We start from the raw sequence: 16,488 nt of genomic DNA, 5'->3' as shown, positions 1-16,488 counted from the left end.
CCCACGACGGAGGATCGATGGAAAAGAAACGGGTACTGCTTTCATGGAGCAGCGGCAAGGATTGTGCGTGGGCACTGCATCAGCTGCGGCTAGATCCAGCCATCGAGGTAGTCGGGCTGTTCACCACCCTGAATCAGGCATTCGAACGGGTGGCGATGCACGGGGTGCGCAAGCAGCTGTTGACCGAGCAGGCCGCCTGTGTCGGTCTGCCCCTCATCACCATCGATCTGCCCTGGCCCTGCAGCAACGAGGATTACGCCCGCATCATGACCGGCTTTATCGCCGATGTGGTTGCGCAGGGGATCCGCCATATGGCGTTTGGCGATCTATTTCTTGAGGATGTGCGAGCCTACCGGGAGAAACAGCTGGCCGGTACCGGCATCGAGCCGCTCTTCCCGCTCTGGGGCAGCAACACCCGGGAGCTGGCGCAGCAGATGATGACGGCAGGGTTGAAGGCGAGGATCAGCACCCTGGATCCGAAAAAGCTGGATGGTGCGCTGGGGGGCCATGAGTTTGACGAGGCACTGCTGGCCGCTCTGCCCGAGGGGGTTGACCCCTGTGGCGAGAACGGCGAGTTTCACACCCTGGCCTACGACGGCCCCATGTTTGCACGCCCACTCGGGATCCGGGTCGGTGAGACAGTGGTGCGCGATGGCTTTGTCTTTACCGATCTGCTGCCAATCACAGATTAATTATCGGGCGCCAAATGCTCCCTTTTGCCGGGAGATTCACAGTTTGCCTAGCAGCAAGGGGGCACTATTGGCCCCCTCTTTTGTTTGAAGATAAAGGCGCTTTTTTATGAAACTGAACGCCCGTCCGGCGCTGCTTGCCACCCTGTTGGCTGCCACCCTCGCCATGCCGGCAGTTGCCCGTGAGGCTGCGACGCTCCAGCCTGTCCCTGCCGGTGTTACCACTGTGACTCTGGCCCAGCAGGCCCCCATCCACTGGGTCTCGGTGGAGCAGATTGCCAAGAGCCTGGATGGATTGCCGCCAATGGCCGTCGGCTTTGATATCGACGACACCCTGCTCTTCTCCAGCCCGGGGTTCTATCGTGGCAAGCAGGAGTTCTCTCCCAACGACGAGAGTTACCTGAAGAACCCGGCCTTCTGGGAGAAGATGAACAACGGTTGGGATGAATTCAGCGTGCCGAAAGAGGTGGGCAAGGCACTCATCGCCATGCACCTCAAGCGCGGCGATCACATCTATTTCGTCACCGGTCGTTCAGCCACCAAGACCGAGACGGTGAGCAAGACCCTGCAGCAGACCATGAATATTCCGGCCGACCAGCTCAACCCGGTGATCTTTGCCGGCGACCAGCCGGGGCAGAATACCAAGGTGCAGTGGCTCAAGGATAAGCAGATGAAGATCTTCTACGGCGATGCCGATGGCGACATCAAGGCGGCGCAGGAGATCGGCATTCGCGGCATTCGTCTGCTGCGTTCGGCCAACTCCACCTATCGGCCACTGCCGCTGGCAGGGGCGCTGGGGGAAGAGGTGATCATCAACTCCCAGTTCTGATCGTTTGGTGTTCAGCAGATGTAAAAAGGGCGGGGCCATCGGCACCCGCCCTTTTTGCATCCGTCATCAAGCTCGGGTCAGTCGTCCGCCCAGGGCATCTCGGGCAGGCTGTCGAGGAACTCGCCATAGCGGGTCAGATTGAAGGGGCCCTGATCGGCCTCCATCGCCATCAGCTCGGCACCGAGGGCGCAGGCGATATATTGCAGTGCCTCCTCCCGCGGGGTGCCCTTCATCACCAGTCTCATCAAGGTAGCTTTCACATGGGGCGGGTGACCGTCGTTGAGCTGGTTCTCCACCATCTCCAGCAGCGCGTCTTCGTCAAAAAATTCCTGAGAGTCGTTCATCGGTTTTTCGCATCAGTGAATGAGGAGCGCAGTATAACCCGAAGCGAAGTGGTTCCCGTTTACCATCCACATAAACAATCCGATCACGCAGCCATTTGTTACCCATAATTAACGGGAGTTTGCCGCGGCAAACAGGTTGGAACACAGATAACATGGATGGACACGCCTATGCCCACGATAGATTCCCTGCTGGCTGAGCCCAAGCTACTGCCCCAGATCCCGGAAGTGATGCGCGATTTGATCCAGACCTTCAATGAAAAGGATCCGGATCTGCTGAAGATCAGCAAGCTGATCAACAAGGACCCAGTCATCTCCGCCAAGCTGCTGCGTTTGGCCAACTCGGCCAAGTTCGGCAGCAGTCGCCAGATCGGTACCGTCAATGAAGCTGCGGTGCGGCTTGGTCTGGCGATGGTGCGCAACATGGTGCTGGCCTGCGGGCTGACCGAATCGGTCACTGCGGTGCCCGGCATTGACCTCAAACATTTCTGGGGCTGCGTGTTCAACGTAGCGGAGCTGGCGCGTCGTCTGGCGGTGAAGAAGGGAATGAAGGGGGATGAGGTCTTTACCTGCGCCCTGCTCTATGACCTTGGCCGACTGGTAATGCATGTGGGGCTGCCGGAAAACACCGTCCACCACATTCACGATCTGGAATTGCACAAGGGGCGGGCCAAGGCGGAAGAGCTGGTGGTCGGCTTCAACTATGCCCAGGTCGGTGCTGCCATGGCGCGATACTGGAAATTCCCCGAGACCATCAGCAACGCGGTGGAGTATCACTATAACCCCATGCTTGCCAAAGAGTTCTCCGCCGAGGCCGGGTTGATCCATCTGGCGATCGTGCTGGCAGCGCAATCCGATGTGGGTGAAGAAGCGCCACCCGAGTGGCCTGCCAAAGTAGCGGAGAAGCTGGGGCTCTCCTGGGCCGATTGTGCCGCCCAGTTCACTGCGCTGCGCGAGCAGGGTAATGGCTATGCCGGGTTGCTGGCCGCCTGACTGACTGACTGACTGACTGACTGACTGACTGCTCTGCTACCGCTGTGTGACATCGTAAAAAGGGGCCGAGGTTGGCCCCCTTTTCATGGCCGTGAGCCCGCTATTGCTTGTCAGCCGGTTGCCGAGGGGGCACTCTGCTGACTTCGCCTGTTTTGAGAGAGCCCTTGCCATGATTACCTCCCCCCGTCTCGTACTGCGTGAACTGACCATCGCCGATGCCCCCTTCATTCTCGAACTGCTCAATGATGCCGATTTCCACCGTTACATCGGCGATCGGGGAGTTCGCACACTCGAACAGGCGCAGGAGTATATCCAGCAGGGACCGGCGGTGAGCTATGCCCGTCATGGTCATGGCCTCTATCTGGTCGAGCGCAGGGAAGATGGCGCCAGCCTCGGTATCTGCGGTCTTATCAAGCGCGACAGCTTGCCTCGTGAAGATATCGGTTACGCCTTCCTGCCGCAATATCGCGGTCATGGTTACGCCATTGAGGCCGCACAGGCAGCCATCGCCGATGGCAAAAGCCGGTTGGGGATCGGGCAGGTGATTGCCATCGTCACGCCGGGCAACGAGCGATCAATCGGCCTGTTGGCCAAGCTGGGATTGGTTCGCAGCCGTTTGGTCAAATTGAGCGAAGATGCCGATGAGTGTCTGCTGCTTGAAGCTGAAGGGTGAGCTTATAGGGGAGAAATATCGCCGGTTGGCTGAGTGTATCGTCAGGAAAGATGAGATCGCATCAAAGTGGCCGCCGTGAGTTGCGGCCCTTGTGCATCGGTGCTGTCCGGTCGGGCAGGGGATCAGTTGAGCTCTTCGATGGAGAACTCGCCGGCGATACCATCACAGGAGATGGCGAAGCCGCCGCTGAAGCGGGTGCTGAACTGGATCAGAAACGCATCGTAGTCGTGCTCTTGCACGGGCAGGTTGATGGGTTTGCTGCGACGCAGGGGTTTACGAGTTTGTACGGTTTTCATCATGGTATTTCTCTATATAAATTAAGTAATTGCTCCTTGTGTTGGCAAATGTCAGGTCAATGAGTGCGTGCAACGGTGTTGTTGGCGTGCGCGCAGGTATACCCAGCCCGTTCGCGGGCCTCTGCTCTTGCAAGGTGCAAGGAATATGCGGTTGTGCATAGTTCAAATTGAGTGGGCAGAGCGGGTCTGCACCGTGAGAGCCGGGCAACGCAGGCGGACAGCCTGAACGGTTCTCAGGGCGAGTAAATCAGAAGAAGGTTATGCGGGTACTGACAGGATTCATCGTGAGGTGAAGCATTGCAGGGCAAACATAAACAGGGCTGATTAACTAGCCGGCGCGCATTCTCTCCTCGAAATGAATAAAAAGCAAACAATTATTTTCGGCTGTGTGGCTGGGCCTTGTCCGGCACAGGTTTGCCAGCAACAAAAAGGGCTCCCGCGGGAGCCCTTTTGCATCTGTCAGCCAGCGGATGATCAGTAGTCGCCGTTGGCGCGCTTGGCGGCAGCGATCATCGGGGTGATGGTCATGCCCTGCACCACGATGGAGAACATCACCACCGCGTAGGTCATCACCAGGATCACCTGACGCAGGTCGACACCGTGGCTCGGGATCATCATGACGCCGGAGGGGAGTGCCAGTGCCATCGCCATGGCCAGACCGCCGCGCAGGCCGCCCCAGGTGAGGATCCGCACCGAGAAGGTGTTGTAGGTGCGGAACTTGCGGAAGGCCATATAGGGCACCGAGACGCTGATGAAGCGGGCGGCGAGGCAGAGCGGCACCGCGATGACCAGCAGTACCCAGTCATGCCAGGAGAGTTCCAGCAGTACCAGCGCCAGACCGATCAGCAGGAACAGCAGGGCGTTGAGGAACTGATCCATCAACTCCCAGAAGTGATCCAGGTGGTGGCTGCTTTGCTCGGAGAAGCCCACGTTCCGAGTCCAGTTGCCGATCATGATGCCGGTCACCACCATGGCCAGAGCGCCGGAGACGCCGATCATGTTGGCGAAGGCGAAGCCGGCGGTCGGGATGCAGAGGGTGAGCAGCAGTTCCAGCGAGCCGTCGTCGGTGGCGCTGATCATCACGTGAGCGATGACGCCCAGCACGACGCCGAACAGGATGCCGCCGAGGGCCTCATGCAGAAACAGGCCTGCCACGCTGCCGAAGGTGGGCTCGACGCCGCCGAAGGCAACGGCAAACACGGTAGCGAAAATAACGAGGCCGACACCGTCGTTGAACAGGGATTCCCCTTCGATCTGGATGGCGATCTGGGGTGGTGCCTTCATCTTCTTGACGATGGCCAGTACGGCGATGGGGTCGGTGGGGGAGATGAGCGCCCCGAACAGCATGCAGTAGACCAGTGGCAGCTCCCAGCCCAGCAGCTTGGCGATGAACCAGAAGCCGTAGCCGATGATGAAGGTGGAGAGCAGGGTGGCAATAATGGCCAGAATGGTGATCTCCCACTTCTGGCTACGCAGCGCCTTGAGGTTGATGCCAAGACCACCGGCAAACAGCAGGAAGCCCAGGATCCCCTTAAGCAGGAAATTCTGGAAGTCGATGCTCTCCATGGTTTTGATGGCAAGAGGCTCCAGATTGAACCATCCCAGTTTACCGAACAGCACCAGCAGCGCAGAGATCAGCATGGAACCGGCGGTGATGGCGATGGTGGTCTGGATCTTCACAACATACTGGTTGGCAAAGGCAATAAAGATCGCCAACGCTGCCAGAAAACAGAGTGTGTAGTAGACGCTCATAGTTATTTTTTACTCGTAGATAGATAGCAAGCACGTATCCCCATGCGGGACGGGCATAGGGTACTCTCGGGGTCTATGTTACTCATTACCCATAAATGAGTATATGACTGCGATTTTGGACTGATAGACGGCTAGATTTCCAATTCGCTGGTTTGCTGTTAGGATGCTGTTTACGCAGTTGCACGGATGTAAGAGGAACACGCGGTGGCGAATGAAAAGTCGAACAGAAAGTCGGATGTGACAAACAAGCTGGAAGCCTGTCTCAAGGAGCGGATCCTGATCATCGACGGGGCCATGGGCACCATGATCCAGGGCTACAAACTCGGGGAGGCGGACTACCGCGGTGAACGGTTTGCCGACTGGCATACCGACATCAAGGGCAACAACGATCTGCTGGTGCTGACCCGCCCCGCCGTCATTCGCGAGATCCACGAGCAGTATTGCGCCGCCGGTGCCGACATCCTTGAAACCAACACCTTCAACGCCACCCGCATCGCCATGGCCGATTACGAGATGGAAGATCTCTCGGCCGAGATCAACCGTGAGGCGGCCCGTCTTGCCCGCGCCGTAGCGGACGAGTGGACGACGAAAGAGCCCCACAAGCCGCGCTTCGTGGCAGGGGTTTTGGGGCCGACCAACCGCACCGCCTCCATCTCGCCGGATGTGAACGATCCGGGTAAGCGCAACGTCACTTACGACCAGCTGGTGGCCGCCTATACCGAATCGACTCATGCCCTGATCGAGGGTGGCGCCGACATCATTCTGATCGAGACCATCTTTGATACCCTCAATGCCAAGGCGGCCGCCTTCGCGGTGGATCTGGTATTCGAGGAGCTGGGCTACAGCCTGCCGGTGATGATCTCCGGCACCATCACCGACGCCTCCGGCCGTACCCTCTCCGGCCAGACGACCGAAGCTTTCTACCACTCGCTGCGCCACGTCAAACCTATCTCGTTCGGTCTCAACTGTGCGCTCGGGCCGGACGAACTGCGGCAGTATGTGGAGGAGCTGTCGCGCATCAGCGAGACCCATGTCAGTGCTCACCCCAATGCCGGTCTGCCCAACGCCTTTGGCGAGTACGATCTCGATGCCGCCGAGATGGCGGAGCATATCCGCGAGTGGGCCCAAAGCGGCTTTCTCAATATGGTTGGCGGTTGCTGCGGCACAACCCCGGCTCATATTCGTGCCATGGCTGGCGCGGTTGCCGGCATCAAGCCGCGCGCTTTGCCCGAGCTGCCGGTGGCCTGCCGCCTGTCGGGTTTGGAGCCGCTGATCATCACCCCCGAATCCATGTTCGTGAACGTGGGGGAGCGCACCAACGTCACCGGTTCGGCAAAGTTCAAGCGGCTGATCAAGGAGGGGCTCTACGACGAGGCGCTCGACGTTGCCAAGCAGCAGGTGGATAACGGCGCCCAGATCATCGACATCAACATGGACGAGGGGATGCTGGACGCCGAAGCCGCCATGGTGCGCTTCCTCAATCTCATCGCCGGTGAGCCAGACATCGCCCGGGTGCCGGTGATGATCGACTCCTCCAAGTGGGAGGTGCTGGAGGCGGGCCTCAAGTGCGTGCAGGGCAAGCCGGTGGTCAACTCCATCTCCATGAAGGAGGGGGAGGAGAAGTTCATCCAGCAGGCCAGATTGCTGCGCCGCTACGGTGCCGCCGTCATCGTGATGGCGTTCGACGAGGCGGGGCAGGCCGACACCCGTGCCCGCAAGTTCGAGATCTGCCAGCGGGCTTACCGCATTTTGGTGGATCAGGTCGGTTTCCCGCCGGAAGACATCATCTTCGATCCCAACATCTTCGCGGTGGCGACCGGTATCGACGAGCACAACAACTACGCGGTGGACTTCATCGATGCGGTGAAGGACATCAAGGAGAACCTGCCCCACGCCATGATCTCCGGCGGCGTCTCCAACGTCTCGTTTTCATTCCGCGGCAACGAGCCGGTGCGGGAAGCCATTCACGCCGTCTTCCTCTATCACGCCATCAAGAACGGCATGGACATGGGGATCGTCAACGCCGGCCAACTCGCCATCTATGAAGACATTCCGGCCGAGCTTAAAGAGAAGGTCGAGGCGGTGGTGCTCAACCTCAATGACAACGCCACCGAGGAGCTGCTGGCCATCGCCGAGAAGTATCGCGGTGCCGGTGCTCAGGCCGAGGATCCGCGGGATCAGGCGTGGCGCAGCTGGCCGGTGGGCAAGCGGCTGGAACATGCGCTGGTCAAGGGGATCACCGACTTCATCGAAGAGGATACCGAGGAGGCGCGCGCCCAAGCCGAGCGGCCGCTGCATGTCATCGAAGGACCGCTGATGGATGGCATGAACGTGGTCGGCGATCTGTTTGGCGCCGGCAAGATGTTCCTGCCGCAGGTGGTGAAATCGGCCCGGGTGATGAAGCGGGCGGTCGCCTATCTGCAACCCTATATCGAGGCGGAAAAATCGGGTGGCTCCAGCAACGGCAAAATCGTGCTGGCGACCGTGAAAGGGGATGTGCACGACATTGGCAAGAACATCGTCGGGGTAGTGCTGCAGTGCAACAACTTCGAGATCATTGACCTCGGGGTCATGGTCCCCTGCGAGACCATCCTCAAGACCGCGCGGGAAGTGGGGGCCGACATGATCGGTCTCTCCGGTCTCATCACCCCGTCGCTGGACGAGATGGTGCACGTGGCCAAGGAGATGGAGCGCCAGGGCTTCAAGCTGCCGCTCTTGATCGGCGGCGCCACCACCTCCAAGGCGCACACAGCGGTGAAGATAGAGCAGAACTACTCGGAGCCGGTGGTCTATGTCTCCAACGCGTCTCGCGCGGTGGGGGTGGCGCAGAGCCTGCTCAGCCCGGATCTCAAACCCGACTTCGTCGCCCGTATCGACAAGGAGTACGAGATCGCCCGCGAGCAGCACGCCCGCAAGCAGCCGCGCTCGCGCCCCATCACGCTGGCGGAGGCGCGTGCCAACCGCCATCAGCTGGACTGGGCTGGCTACCAGCCGCCGAAGCCTCGCGAGCCGGGTGTGCAGAAGTTCGAGAACGTGCCCATCTCGGTGCTGCGCCCCTACATCGACTGGACGCCGTTCTTCCTCAGCTGGGAGCTGGCGGGCAAGTTTCCGCGCATCCTCGAAGACGAGATCATTGGTGAGGAGGCGACCAGGCTGTTCGCCGATGCCAACGCCATGCTGGATCAGCTGGAACAGGATCAGAGCGTGCGCTGCGCCGGCATCATCGGTCTGTTCCCGGCCAATGCGGTGGGGGACAGCATCGAGGTCTATAGCGACGAGTCGCGCAGCGAAGTGAAAAAAGTGCTGCACCACCTACGCCAGCAGAGCGAGAAGCAGGGCTTCCCCAACTACTGTCTGGCGGACTATGTGGCGCCGAAAGAGAGTGGCAAAGCCGACTGGATCGGTGCCTTCGCGGTGACCGGCGGCATCGGTGAGGAGGCTATCGCCAGGGCCTACAAGGCGGATCACGACGACTACAACGCCATCCTCATTCAGGCGGTATGTGACCGGTTGGCGGAAGCCTTTGCCGAGTACCTGCACGAGCAGGTGCGCAAGGTGCACTGGGGCTATGCCCCCGAGGAAGCCCTCAGCAACGAGGAGCTTATTCGCGAGAACTATCGGGGCATCCGTCCGGCGCCGGGTTATCCGGCTTGCCCGGAGCACACCGAGAAGGGCACCCTGTGGGAGCTGCTTGATGTTGAGCAGGCCATCGGCATGCAGCTCACCGAATCCTACGCCATGTGGCCGGGGGCTGCGGTGTCGGGCTGGTACTTCTCCCACCCCGAGAGCAAATACTTCGCGGTGGCGCAGATCCAGCAAGATCAGGTTGAGGATTACGCCGCCCGCAAGGGGATGACGCTGGCTGAAGCCGAGCGCTGGCTCGCCCCCAATCTGGGGTAACGAGAGAACCAATCAGCTCGGCCTTTGAGCGAAAACGGCGGACTTTGCGAGCAGCCTCTGAAGGGCACGCAGAGCCGCCGTTTATTGTTTCACCGCGCCGTGCTGATTGGGCAGGCTTCTGCGTTATTTGGCTTGTTGTCAGGAGAAACAATTGGCGTTGTCTTGGCGCTGTGGCACCTTATACTCTCCCGCCCCATCCTGCCCAGGCATAGCCTTCTAGCGGAATTGTCATGAAGATCGCCATTTTATCCCGTGAGCCGAAAAACTACTCCACCCGCCGTCTGGTCGAGGTGGCACAGGCGCGCGGTCATCAGGTCGAGGTGCTCGACACCCTGCGCTGTTATATGAACATCGCCTCCCACAACCCCTCCATTCACTACGAAGGACGGGAGCTGGAGAGCTATGACGCGGTGATCCCCCGCATCGGGGCCAGCATCACCGCCTACGGCACCGCCGTGCTGCGCCAGTTCGAGATGATGAACACCATGGCGCTCAACAGCTCGGTTGCCATCAGCCGCTCCCGCGACAAGCTGCGGGCGATGCAGCTGCTCTCCCGCCACGGTATCGGTCTTCCCATCACCGGTTATGCCCACAGTACCCACGACGTGCCCGACCTCATCACCATGGTGGGCGGTGCACCGCTGGTGGTGAAGCTGCTGGAGGGAACCCAGGGGATCGGCGTGGTGCTCTGCGAGACTCAGAAAGCCGCCGAGAGCGTGATTGAGGCCTTCATCCAGACCAACAACAACATTCTGGTGCAGGAGTATATTCGCGAGGCCAACGGCGCCGACATCCGCTGTCTGGTGGTCAACGGCAAGGTGGTGGCGGCGATGCGCCGTCAGGCCCAGCCCGGCGAGTTTCGCTCCAACCTGCATCGCGGCGGCACCGCCGAGGCGATCCGGATCACCCCGGAAGAGCGCGCTACCGCGGTGCGTGCCGCCAAGATCATGGGGCTGGATGTGGCGGGGGTGGATATCCTGCGCAGTGCTCGCGGCCCGCTGGTGCTCGAGGTCAACTCCTCTCCCGGCCTGCAGGGGGTCGAGGCGGCCTCCGGCAAGGATGTAGCGGGCAAGATCATCGAGTTCCTCGAGCTCAAGGGCGGGCGCAAGCACAAGCCGGTGGAGTGATCCCGGATTTGCATCAGCCAAAAAACAGGGCGCCTTCGGGCGCCCTGTTGCTATCTGGCTGGTGCCGCAGCGCCCTCACCCTCTCCCGCAGGGAGAGGGAACTGTTCGGCAGCGATCATCGCCAGCCTTGCGCTGAATACGCCATCCTCCAGCCGGGTCTCAATCTGCCAGCCCAGCTTTTCGCAGATGCGCTGGATGATGGTGAGGCCACAGCCGTAACCGAGGATCTGATCCGGCGCTGCCGCCGTCGGGTTGCTGATGGTGAGCACCGCGCCGCACAGTTCGATGTCGATATGGCCCTCGGCGTAGCTCAGGGCATTTTTCAGCAGGTTGCCAAGGGCGATGGCGAGCAGGGAGAGGGGGGAATCGACCTCGCTCGCCTCATCCAGCACCAGACGGATATCGAGCGCTTCTCGCTGCAGCAGCGGGGCGAGCCGGGCCAGCTCCTGACGGATCAGCGGCGCCACCTGCTGCTTCGGTCGCTCGACCTCCTCCTTGCGGCCCAGCAGCAGAAAGGTTTCGGTGAGCAGCGCCATCTCGTCGGCGGCGGCCCGGATGCGGGTGACGGCGCGCTCGGCGGGGGCGGGCAGATCGCTCACCTTGCCGAGCAGGGCGGCCGAGCCCTGGATCACCATGTTGGGAGTGCGCAGCTCGTGGCTGGCAAAGCGGCTGAACTCCTGCTCGCGGGCAAACACCGCGCTCACCTCCTGCTTGCCGGCCAGCAGTGCCAACTCGATATCCCTGAGCTCCTGCCAGGGGGCATCGGGGATGAAGTCTGCCTGATCCGGTGTGAGGTGGGCGACCCTGTGTTGCAGCCGCTGCAGCGGCCCCGTGATATGGCGTACCAGCCAGATGCCGAAGCCGAGGCAGCCCAGCAGCAGTGCCAGCCCGATCAGCCGGGTGGCCAGATGCAGCTTGTCCTCGTAGGGGTCGAGGTAGTCATCGGCATCGTCGTTGAAGACCAGATAGAGCATCCCCTTGCCGGAGGGGTGGCGCGCCACCAGAAAGTGTTTGTCCTCCTTGCCCAGCTGGTGCTCGAAAAAGCCCGGGGTCTGGTAGGGTTGCAGCCACCTGGGCAGGCGTCCCGACTCGGTCCAGTAGCTGGAGAACTGGCGCGGGCTGGGCGCCGCCGCCGCGGCACCGAGGCGCAGCCAGTCGTCGCTGTAGCGGGTTACTTCCGCCTCCAGCCAGTGGCGCAGACTGAGCTCCTCCATCTGGTCCTCGGCCACCATCATCAGGCCGGATAGCAGCACCAGCAGCACCACGCCGGCTCCGCCGAGCGCCATGATGAGCCGGTGGCGCAGGCTTGGCAGGCTCATGCGCTCACCAGTCGGTAGCCCTGACCGTGCAGGGTTTCCAGCATGGGGGTGGGGAAGGGTTTGTCGAGGATGTTGCGCAGGGCGTAGATGTGGCTGCGCAGGGCGTCGGAGTCGGGCTCCTCCTCTCCCCAGACGGTATCCAGCACCTCCTGACGAGTGACGATGGCCGGCGCGCGGCGAGCCAGCAGGGCGAGGATCTGGAACGGGATCTTGCCGAGCTTGAGGGGGACGCCGGCACGGGTCGCCTGCCCGCTGGCGGCATCGACGGTCAGCTCGCCAAAGGTGATGGCGCCGATGTCACCGCGGGGGCCGCGCAGGCTGAGGGCTTGCAGCCGCACCTCCAGCTCCTCCATGGCGAAGGGCTTGACCAGATAGTCGTCGCCACCGGCCTTGAAGCCTGCCAGCTTGTCTTCCAGACTGTCGCGGGCGGTGAGAAACAGCACCGGGGTCGAGATCCCCTCTTCGCGCAGGCGGGCGACCGTGCTGAGCCCGTCGAGACGGGGCATCATCACATCCATGATGATGACGTCGAAGCGCTGTTCGGCCAGCAGTTGCAGCGCCGCCTGACCGTGATAGGCACAGTCCAGCCGGTGGCCGGCCAGCTCCAGATAATCCATGATGGTTTCTGCCACCTGAGGATTGTCTTCCACTACCAAAATCTTCATGCTTTGTACTCCTGGTTGGCGAGCAGCTTCACGCTCTTTTCACACCGGATACATCATCCTGTCGCCAGTGTAACCCCGAGGATCCATGATGAAGAAGTCTCTCTGTGCTCTCCTGCTGCTGATCTTGCTGCCGCTCGGATCTGCGCAGGCTGCCGAATTCAAACTTACAGGCCGCACCACCTGGCAGCTTGGCCAGCTGATGGTCAACGGTCTGCCGTTTGTGATTGATGACCAGACCCGCTTCAAGGATTGGCTCAACGAGGATGATCTCGGCGGCACCTGGGTCGAGATGAAGGGGGTGGTGGAGAACGGCGTGCGCTATGTGCGCAAGGTCGAGGCCCTCGATGAAGATGACAAGGACGAGATGGATCTGGAAGGGCCGGTCGAAGGGGGGCGGATCTGGGGCTACACCACCTCGGACAACAGCCTGGCCCCCTTCGAAGGGCGCTGGCTCGAACTGGAGTGCAAGTTTGACGGCATGCGCCTGAGCCGCTGCCACGAGGACAAGTGACCCGATCGCTGCCGCAGATTCGCAATGTTCCTGAATGAAGCCCATGTTTATCCGGCATGGGCTTTTTGTTCAGGGACGAACGACATGGAACAGAGAACAAAGTGGTGTGCGTGGCTGTGCGGTTTGCCGCTCTGTGCCGCGCAGGCGATTGCCGACGAACTGTGGCTGGTGGAGCTGGAACACGATGACGGCATCCATCTGCAATTTCAGGGAGCCGAGGTGGAACGGGGCAGTGCCCCGGTCTGGCGACAGGGTGAACCCTGGGCAGAGCCCCTGCGGCCGGGTGATCACCTCTCCCTGCTGGTGGCCGATGGCGTTGCCACCCGGATTGAGCTGCTGACGGCCAGATCGCCGACGGGGGCCGGGCAGTGGCAACGGGCAGAGGATCGCCTGCAATCCTTCGACGGCCAGCGTCTGGTGCTGGCAAACCTCGGCACGTTTCCTCTCGACCGCAACATACGCTGGGTCAACGGCTCGGCTGCCGATCTCCATGAAGGGAGTGCACTGGTATTGGTCCGTTCTGCCGATGGAATATTGCGGAGAATTGAAGTGATCAATCCGGAAGAGTAATTCAGCATCTTCTTATTTAATAAGGGTTCACCATATTGTGGCAGGCATTAAATAATGCCTGCCACAATTTTATGATGTATTTCTCAATAAAGTCATCGCTCTAATTATTTTTCCTTGTTACATATATTTCGTTTGTCATCGATGAATTTTGGTGGTTTATTTTATTTCAGGCAGGGTTCATTGGAGTTCGTGCCTGTCAAATGAAAAGGGATATTTCAGAACAATAACAATTATCGTATGTCTGAAAGAGGAATAAATGATGAATAAATTAATAACAGCCAATCTTGCGCTGTTTGCATCTTCATTGATGCTTATTCAGGCTCAGGCGGCTGAACCCGTCTACCCTGACCAGGTTAAGTGGTTTGGTCTGGGAGAGGGGGTCTGCGCCAGTGGCTATCGGCCTCTTACCCGCGATGAAGCCATGAGTATCAAGGGCAATCTGGTTGGTCGCATGGGCCAATGGCAGATTACCGGACTGGCCAATCGCTGGGTAATCATGGGCTCTGGATATAACGGGGAAATAAAACAGGGAACGGCAGGGGAAACATGGTGTTATCCCACATCGCCGATATCTGGCGAAATTCCATCTCTCTCTGCCTGGAATATTCCTGCTGGTGATGAAGTTGATGTGCAATGGCGAATGGTGCATGACAATGATTACTTTATTAAGCCGGTAAGTTATCTCGCCCATTATTTGGGATATGCCTGGGTAGGCGGCAATCACAGCCCCTATGTAGGCGAAGATATGGATGTCACCAGACTGAGCGATGGCTGGTTGATTAAGGGCAATAATGACGGTGGCTGCTCCGGATATCGTTGCGGAGAGAAGAGCTCCATCAAGGTAAGCAACTTCTCTTATACCCTGGAGCCGGACTCCTTTACCCACGGCCAGGTCACCGAGAGTGGCAAGCAGCTGGTCAAGATGATCACTGCCAATGCGACCAACTACACGGATCTGCCCCAGCAGGTGGTGGTGACCCTGAAGTATGACAAGGCTACCAACTGGTCGAAAACCGACACCTACAGTCTCAGCGAGAAAGTCGGCATCAAAAAGACGTTCCAGATCCCGCAGGTTTCCAGCACTGAATATTCGGTCGAGATTTCTTCTACCCAGAGTTGGGCCGAGCAGAAGGGTGGCTCGACGACCGAGACAGTGTCTGTTGAGGCGCGCCCCACGGTGCCGCCGCACTCCAGCGTGCCGGTGCGGGTTGCTCTCTACAAGTCCAATATCTCATACCCCTATGAGTTCAAGGCCGAGGTCAACTATGACCTGACCATGAAGGGGTTCCTGCGTTGGGGTGGCAATGCCTGGTATACCCATCCGACCAATCGCCCCACCTGGGAACACACCTTTGCCATCGGCCCGTTCCGCGACAAGGCCAGCAGCATCCGTTACCAGTGGGACAAGCGCTATATCCCGGGTGAAGTGAAGTGGTGGGACTGGAACTGGACCATCAGCGAGTATGGCTTGTCGACCATGCAGAGCAACCTTGGTCGCGTGCTGCGCCCGATCCGCTCGGCGGTGACCGGTGACTTCTATGCCGAGAGCCAGTTTGCCGGCGACATCGAGATTGGTCAGCCTCAGAGCGGTTCCACGAAGGCTGCCCAGCTGCGCAGTGCCTCTGCCGAAGGGGTTGCCCTCACCGCGCTGGAGCTGGATCAGGCGACGCTCGCCAGCGAAGGGTTTGGCAATGTGACCCTCACCGTGACTCCGGTGCAATAACCCTCAATAGCAGGCCTCCCGATGGAGGCCTGTTCTCCCTTTCAGCACCTTCTCCGGATTTGTTACCCGACGATGTAGCATGCTTGCTCATGATGGCGCCAGGCGAAATTGTGGTGGTCAACCCGCAGGAGGTGTTGACCCGTCTACGATAGGCGGGTTTATCCTCTGCCTGCTGGATGAAGGAACCCCTATGTTGACGATTACCCGGCTGGCCAGAGAACTGGGCCTGAGCCGCACCACCCTGCTCTATTACGAACGTCTCGGTCTGCTGTTTCCCGCTCTGCGCGGGGAGAACGGCTATCGCCGCTATGGCGAGGCCGAGCTGGAACGGGGGCGGCAGATCGCCAGCTTTCGCGCCATGGGGCTGCCGCTCGAAGAGATCGGCACCCTGCTGGTGGCGAGGCAGGAGAGCCACTCCTGCCTCGATGGTCACCTGCTGCGACTGGAGCAGGAGATCGCCGAGCTGAGGCGCCAACAGCGGGCCATCATCCTCTATCGCCAACAGACACACGAGGAGATCCCCATGGTAGACAAGGCACGCTGGGTTGCCATTATGCAGGCCGCCGGTATGACCGAAGAGATGATGCGCAACTGGCACATCCAGTTCGAGAAGATGGAGCTGCAGGCCCATCAGGAATTCCTCGAATCCCTGCAGATCCCCGCCGCGGAGATCGCCGCCATCCGCACCTGGTCGCGCGGGGAGTAACCCTGTCTGACCATAGCGCCAGCCGTTGCCCCATATTGTTAACGGCTTGTGCTTTAGATTTTCCCCCTTATACTGGCGCCATCTTGTCGGAGTGCTGACCGTCGAACGACGCGAAGCTGAGACCGTTAATTCGGGATCCGTGGAACCTGATCAGGTTAAAACCTGCGAAGGGAACAAGGGTAACTTGCGGGTTACCGCGCCGGGGGAGGAACAAGCCTCTTCCGCTCATCGAAGGGAGCACCCTTGATGAGTCAGGGCGCACAGGAGGGAGTCTGTCCCGTCCGGTTGTCCAGCACGTGGGGCGCCTTGCCCACAGCATGCTGAGAGCGGGAAGTGGCAGAACAGCAGCGCGGAGATCCATCCCGCGCGCACTCCCTCCCGAGATAAACACCCC

Annotated in this window: 15 protein-coding genes and 1 riboswitch; of the genes, 10 read left to right on the top strand and 5 right to left on the bottom strand. The window is 60.1% G+C overall.

Annotation, left to right across the window (positions count from 1 at the left end; all coding sequences use genetic code 11):
• Positions 1–17 precede the first annotated feature (17 nt).
• Together I6L40_RS00335 and aphA are read left to right on the top strand one after the other, a co-directional pair.
• Positions 18–692, top strand: coding sequence for an adenine nucleotide alpha hydrolase (locus I6L40_RS00335; RefSeq protein WP_216994842.1), 675 nt, complete (start codon positions 18–20; stop codon positions 690–692).
• 106 nt (positions 693–798) lie between these two features.
• Complete coding sequence (aphA, locus tag I6L40_RS00330; RefSeq protein ID WP_041209644.1) at positions 799–1,518, top strand: acid phosphatase AphA; 720 nt, start codon at positions 799–801, stop codon at positions 1,516–1,518.
• Between the two features lie 77 nt (positions 1,519–1,595).
• Here aphA and I6L40_RS00325 read toward each other — a convergent pair whose 3' ends face one another.
• Positions 1,596–1,862: a hypothetical protein gene (locus I6L40_RS00325; protein WP_033112538.1), complete on the bottom strand. Its 267-nt coding sequence runs from the start codon at positions 1,860–1,862 to the stop codon at positions 1,596–1,598.
• Positions 1,863–2,030: 168 nt separating this feature from the next.
• Between I6L40_RS00325 and I6L40_RS00320 the strand changes: the two genes are divergently transcribed.
• Positions 2,031–2,852 carry an HDOD domain-containing protein gene (locus I6L40_RS00320; RefSeq protein WP_041209645.1) on the top strand — a complete coding sequence of 274 codons (822 nt, stop codon included), beginning with the start codon at positions 2,031–2,033 and terminating at the stop codon, positions 2,850–2,852.
• 169 nt (positions 2,853–3,021) lie between these two features.
• Positions 3,022–3,525, top strand: a complete 504-nt coding sequence (locus I6L40_RS00315) for a GNAT family N-acetyltransferase (RefSeq protein ID WP_043851032.1) — start codon at positions 3,022–3,024, stop codon at positions 3,523–3,525.
• Positions 3,526–3,647: 122 nt separating this feature from the next.
• Here the strand turns inward: I6L40_RS00315 and I6L40_RS00310 are convergent, their stop codons facing one another.
• Complete coding sequence (locus I6L40_RS00310; protein ID WP_104016499.1) at positions 3,648–3,824, bottom strand: hypothetical protein; 177 nt, start codon at positions 3,822–3,824, stop codon at positions 3,648–3,650.
• A 471-nt stretch (positions 3,825–4,295) separates the two neighbouring features.
• Positions 4,296–5,573, bottom strand: a complete 1,278-nt coding sequence (locus I6L40_RS00305) for a sodium:proton antiporter (protein ID WP_041209649.1) — start codon at positions 5,571–5,573, stop codon at positions 4,296–4,298.
• A gap of 204 nt (positions 5,574–5,777) precedes the next feature.
• On the opposite strand from I6L40_RS00305, the gene metH reads away from it, so the two are divergent.
• Both metH and rimK read left to right on the top strand, forming a co-directional pair.
• On the top strand, positions 5,778–9,473 hold the full coding sequence (metH, locus tag I6L40_RS00300) for a methionine synthase (protein WP_216994841.1): 3,696 nt from the start codon (positions 5,778–5,780) through the stop codon (positions 9,471–9,473).
• Between the two features lie 230 nt (positions 9,474–9,703).
• Positions 9,704–10,600, top strand: a complete 897-nt coding sequence (gene rimK / locus I6L40_RS00295; protein ID WP_033112532.1) for a 30S ribosomal protein S6--L-glutamate ligase — start codon at positions 9,704–9,706, stop codon at positions 10,598–10,600.
• Between the two features lie 50 nt (positions 10,601–10,650).
• Here rimK and I6L40_RS00290 read toward each other — a convergent pair whose 3' ends face one another.
• Together I6L40_RS00290 and I6L40_RS00285 are read right to left on the bottom strand one after the other, a co-directional pair.
• The gene (locus I6L40_RS00290; RefSeq protein WP_216994840.1) at positions 10,651–11,919 is read right to left on the bottom strand and encodes a HAMP domain-containing sensor histidine kinase; all 1,269 of its coding nucleotides are present in this window, start codon (positions 11,917–11,919) and stop codon (positions 10,651–10,653) included.
• Positions 11,916–12,584 (bottom strand): response regulator transcription factor, encoded by a 669-nt coding sequence (locus tag I6L40_RS00285; protein ID WP_216994839.1) that lies wholly within the window; start codon positions 12,582–12,584, stop codon positions 11,916–11,918. Before I6L40_RS00285 ends, I6L40_RS00290 begins: the two co-directional genes overlap by 4 nt.
• Before the next feature lie 88 nt (positions 12,585–12,672).
• Here I6L40_RS00285 and I6L40_RS00280 point away from each other — a divergent pair, with 88 nt between their 5' ends.
• From I6L40_RS00280 to I6L40_RS00265, 4 genes are all read left to right on the top strand, one after another.
• The gene (locus tag I6L40_RS00280) at positions 12,673–13,095 is read left to right on the top strand and encodes a hypothetical protein (protein ID WP_033112529.1); all 423 of its coding nucleotides are present in this window, start codon (positions 12,673–12,675) and stop codon (positions 13,093–13,095) included.
• Positions 13,096–13,179: 84 nt separating this feature from the next.
• Positions 13,180–13,665: a hypothetical protein gene (locus I6L40_RS00275; RefSeq protein WP_254204066.1), complete on the top strand. Its 486-nt coding sequence runs from the start codon at positions 13,180–13,182 to the stop codon at positions 13,663–13,665.
• Between the two features lie 259 nt (positions 13,666–13,924).
• Positions 13,925–15,388, top strand: coding sequence for an aerolysin family beta-barrel pore-forming toxin (locus I6L40_RS00270; RefSeq protein ID WP_216994838.1), 1,464 nt, complete (start codon positions 13,925–13,927; stop codon positions 15,386–15,388).
• A gap of 190 nt (positions 15,389–15,578) precedes the next feature.
• Positions 15,579–16,094: a MerR family transcriptional regulator gene (locus I6L40_RS00265; RefSeq protein ID WP_216994837.1), complete on the top strand. Its 516-nt coding sequence runs from the start codon at positions 15,579–15,581 to the stop codon at positions 16,092–16,094.
• 77 nt (positions 16,095–16,171) lie between these two features.
• Positions 16,172–16,284, top strand: a riboswitch (TPP riboswitch).
• The last annotated feature ends 204 nt before the right edge of the window (positions 16,285–16,488 follow it).

The sequence above is a fragment of the Aeromonas sp. FDAARGOS 1410 genome, assembly GCF_019048745.1.
Taxonomy (GTDB): domain Bacteria; phylum Pseudomonadota; class Gammaproteobacteria; order Enterobacterales; family Aeromonadaceae; genus Aeromonas; species Aeromonas jandaei.
This window is presented reverse-complemented; position numbering and strand designations above follow the sequence as displayed.

What these genes read in the sequence shown, in the direction of transcription:
- I6L40_RS00335 (WP_216994842.1), top strand. Translation starts at nt 18, where the DNA reads ATGGAAAAGAAACGGGTACTGCTTTCATGGAGCAGCGGCAAGGATTGT.
- aphA (WP_041209644.1), top strand. Translation starts at nt 799, where the DNA reads ATGAAACTGAACGCCCGTCCGGCGCTGCTTGCCACCCTGTTGGCTGCC.
- I6L40_RS00325 (WP_033112538.1), bottom strand. Translation starts at nt 1,862, where the DNA reads ATGAACGACTCTCAGGAATTTTTTGACGAAGACGCGCTGCTGGAGATG.
- I6L40_RS00320 (WP_041209645.1), top strand. Translation starts at nt 2,031, where the DNA reads ATGCCCACGATAGATTCCCTGCTGGCTGAGCCCAAGCTACTGCCCCAG.
- I6L40_RS00315 (WP_043851032.1), top strand. Translation starts at nt 3,022, where the DNA reads ATGATTACCTCCCCCCGTCTCGTACTGCGTGAACTGACCATCGCCGAT.
- I6L40_RS00310 (WP_104016499.1), bottom strand. Translation starts at nt 3,824, where the DNA reads ATGATGAAAACCGTACAAACTCGTAAACCCCTGCGTCGCAGCAAACCC.
- I6L40_RS00305 (WP_041209649.1), bottom strand. Translation starts at nt 5,573, where the DNA reads ATGAGCGTCTACTACACACTCTGTTTTCTGGCAGCGTTGGCGATCTTT.
- rimK (WP_033112532.1), top strand. Translation starts at nt 9,704, where the DNA reads ATGAAGATCGCCATTTTATCCCGTGAGCCGAAAAACTACTCCACCCGC.
- I6L40_RS00290 (WP_216994840.1), bottom strand. Translation starts at nt 11,919, where the DNA reads ATGAGCCTGCCAAGCCTGCGCCACCGGCTCATCATGGCGCTCGGCGGA.
- I6L40_RS00285 (WP_216994839.1), bottom strand. Translation starts at nt 12,584, where the DNA reads ATGAAGATTTTGGTAGTGGAAGACAATCCTCAGGTGGCAGAAACCATC.
- I6L40_RS00280 (WP_033112529.1), top strand. Translation starts at nt 12,673, where the DNA reads ATGAAGAAGTCTCTCTGTGCTCTCCTGCTGCTGATCTTGCTGCCGCTC.
- I6L40_RS00275 (WP_254204066.1), top strand. Translation starts at nt 13,180, where the DNA reads ATGGAACAGAGAACAAAGTGGTGTGCGTGGCTGTGCGGTTTGCCGCTC.
- I6L40_RS00270 (WP_216994838.1), top strand. Translation starts at nt 13,925, where the DNA reads ATGAATAAATTAATAACAGCCAATCTTGCGCTGTTTGCATCTTCATTG.
- I6L40_RS00265 (WP_216994837.1), top strand. Translation starts at nt 15,579, where the DNA reads ATGTTGACGATTACCCGGCTGGCCAGAGAACTGGGCCTGAGCCGCACC.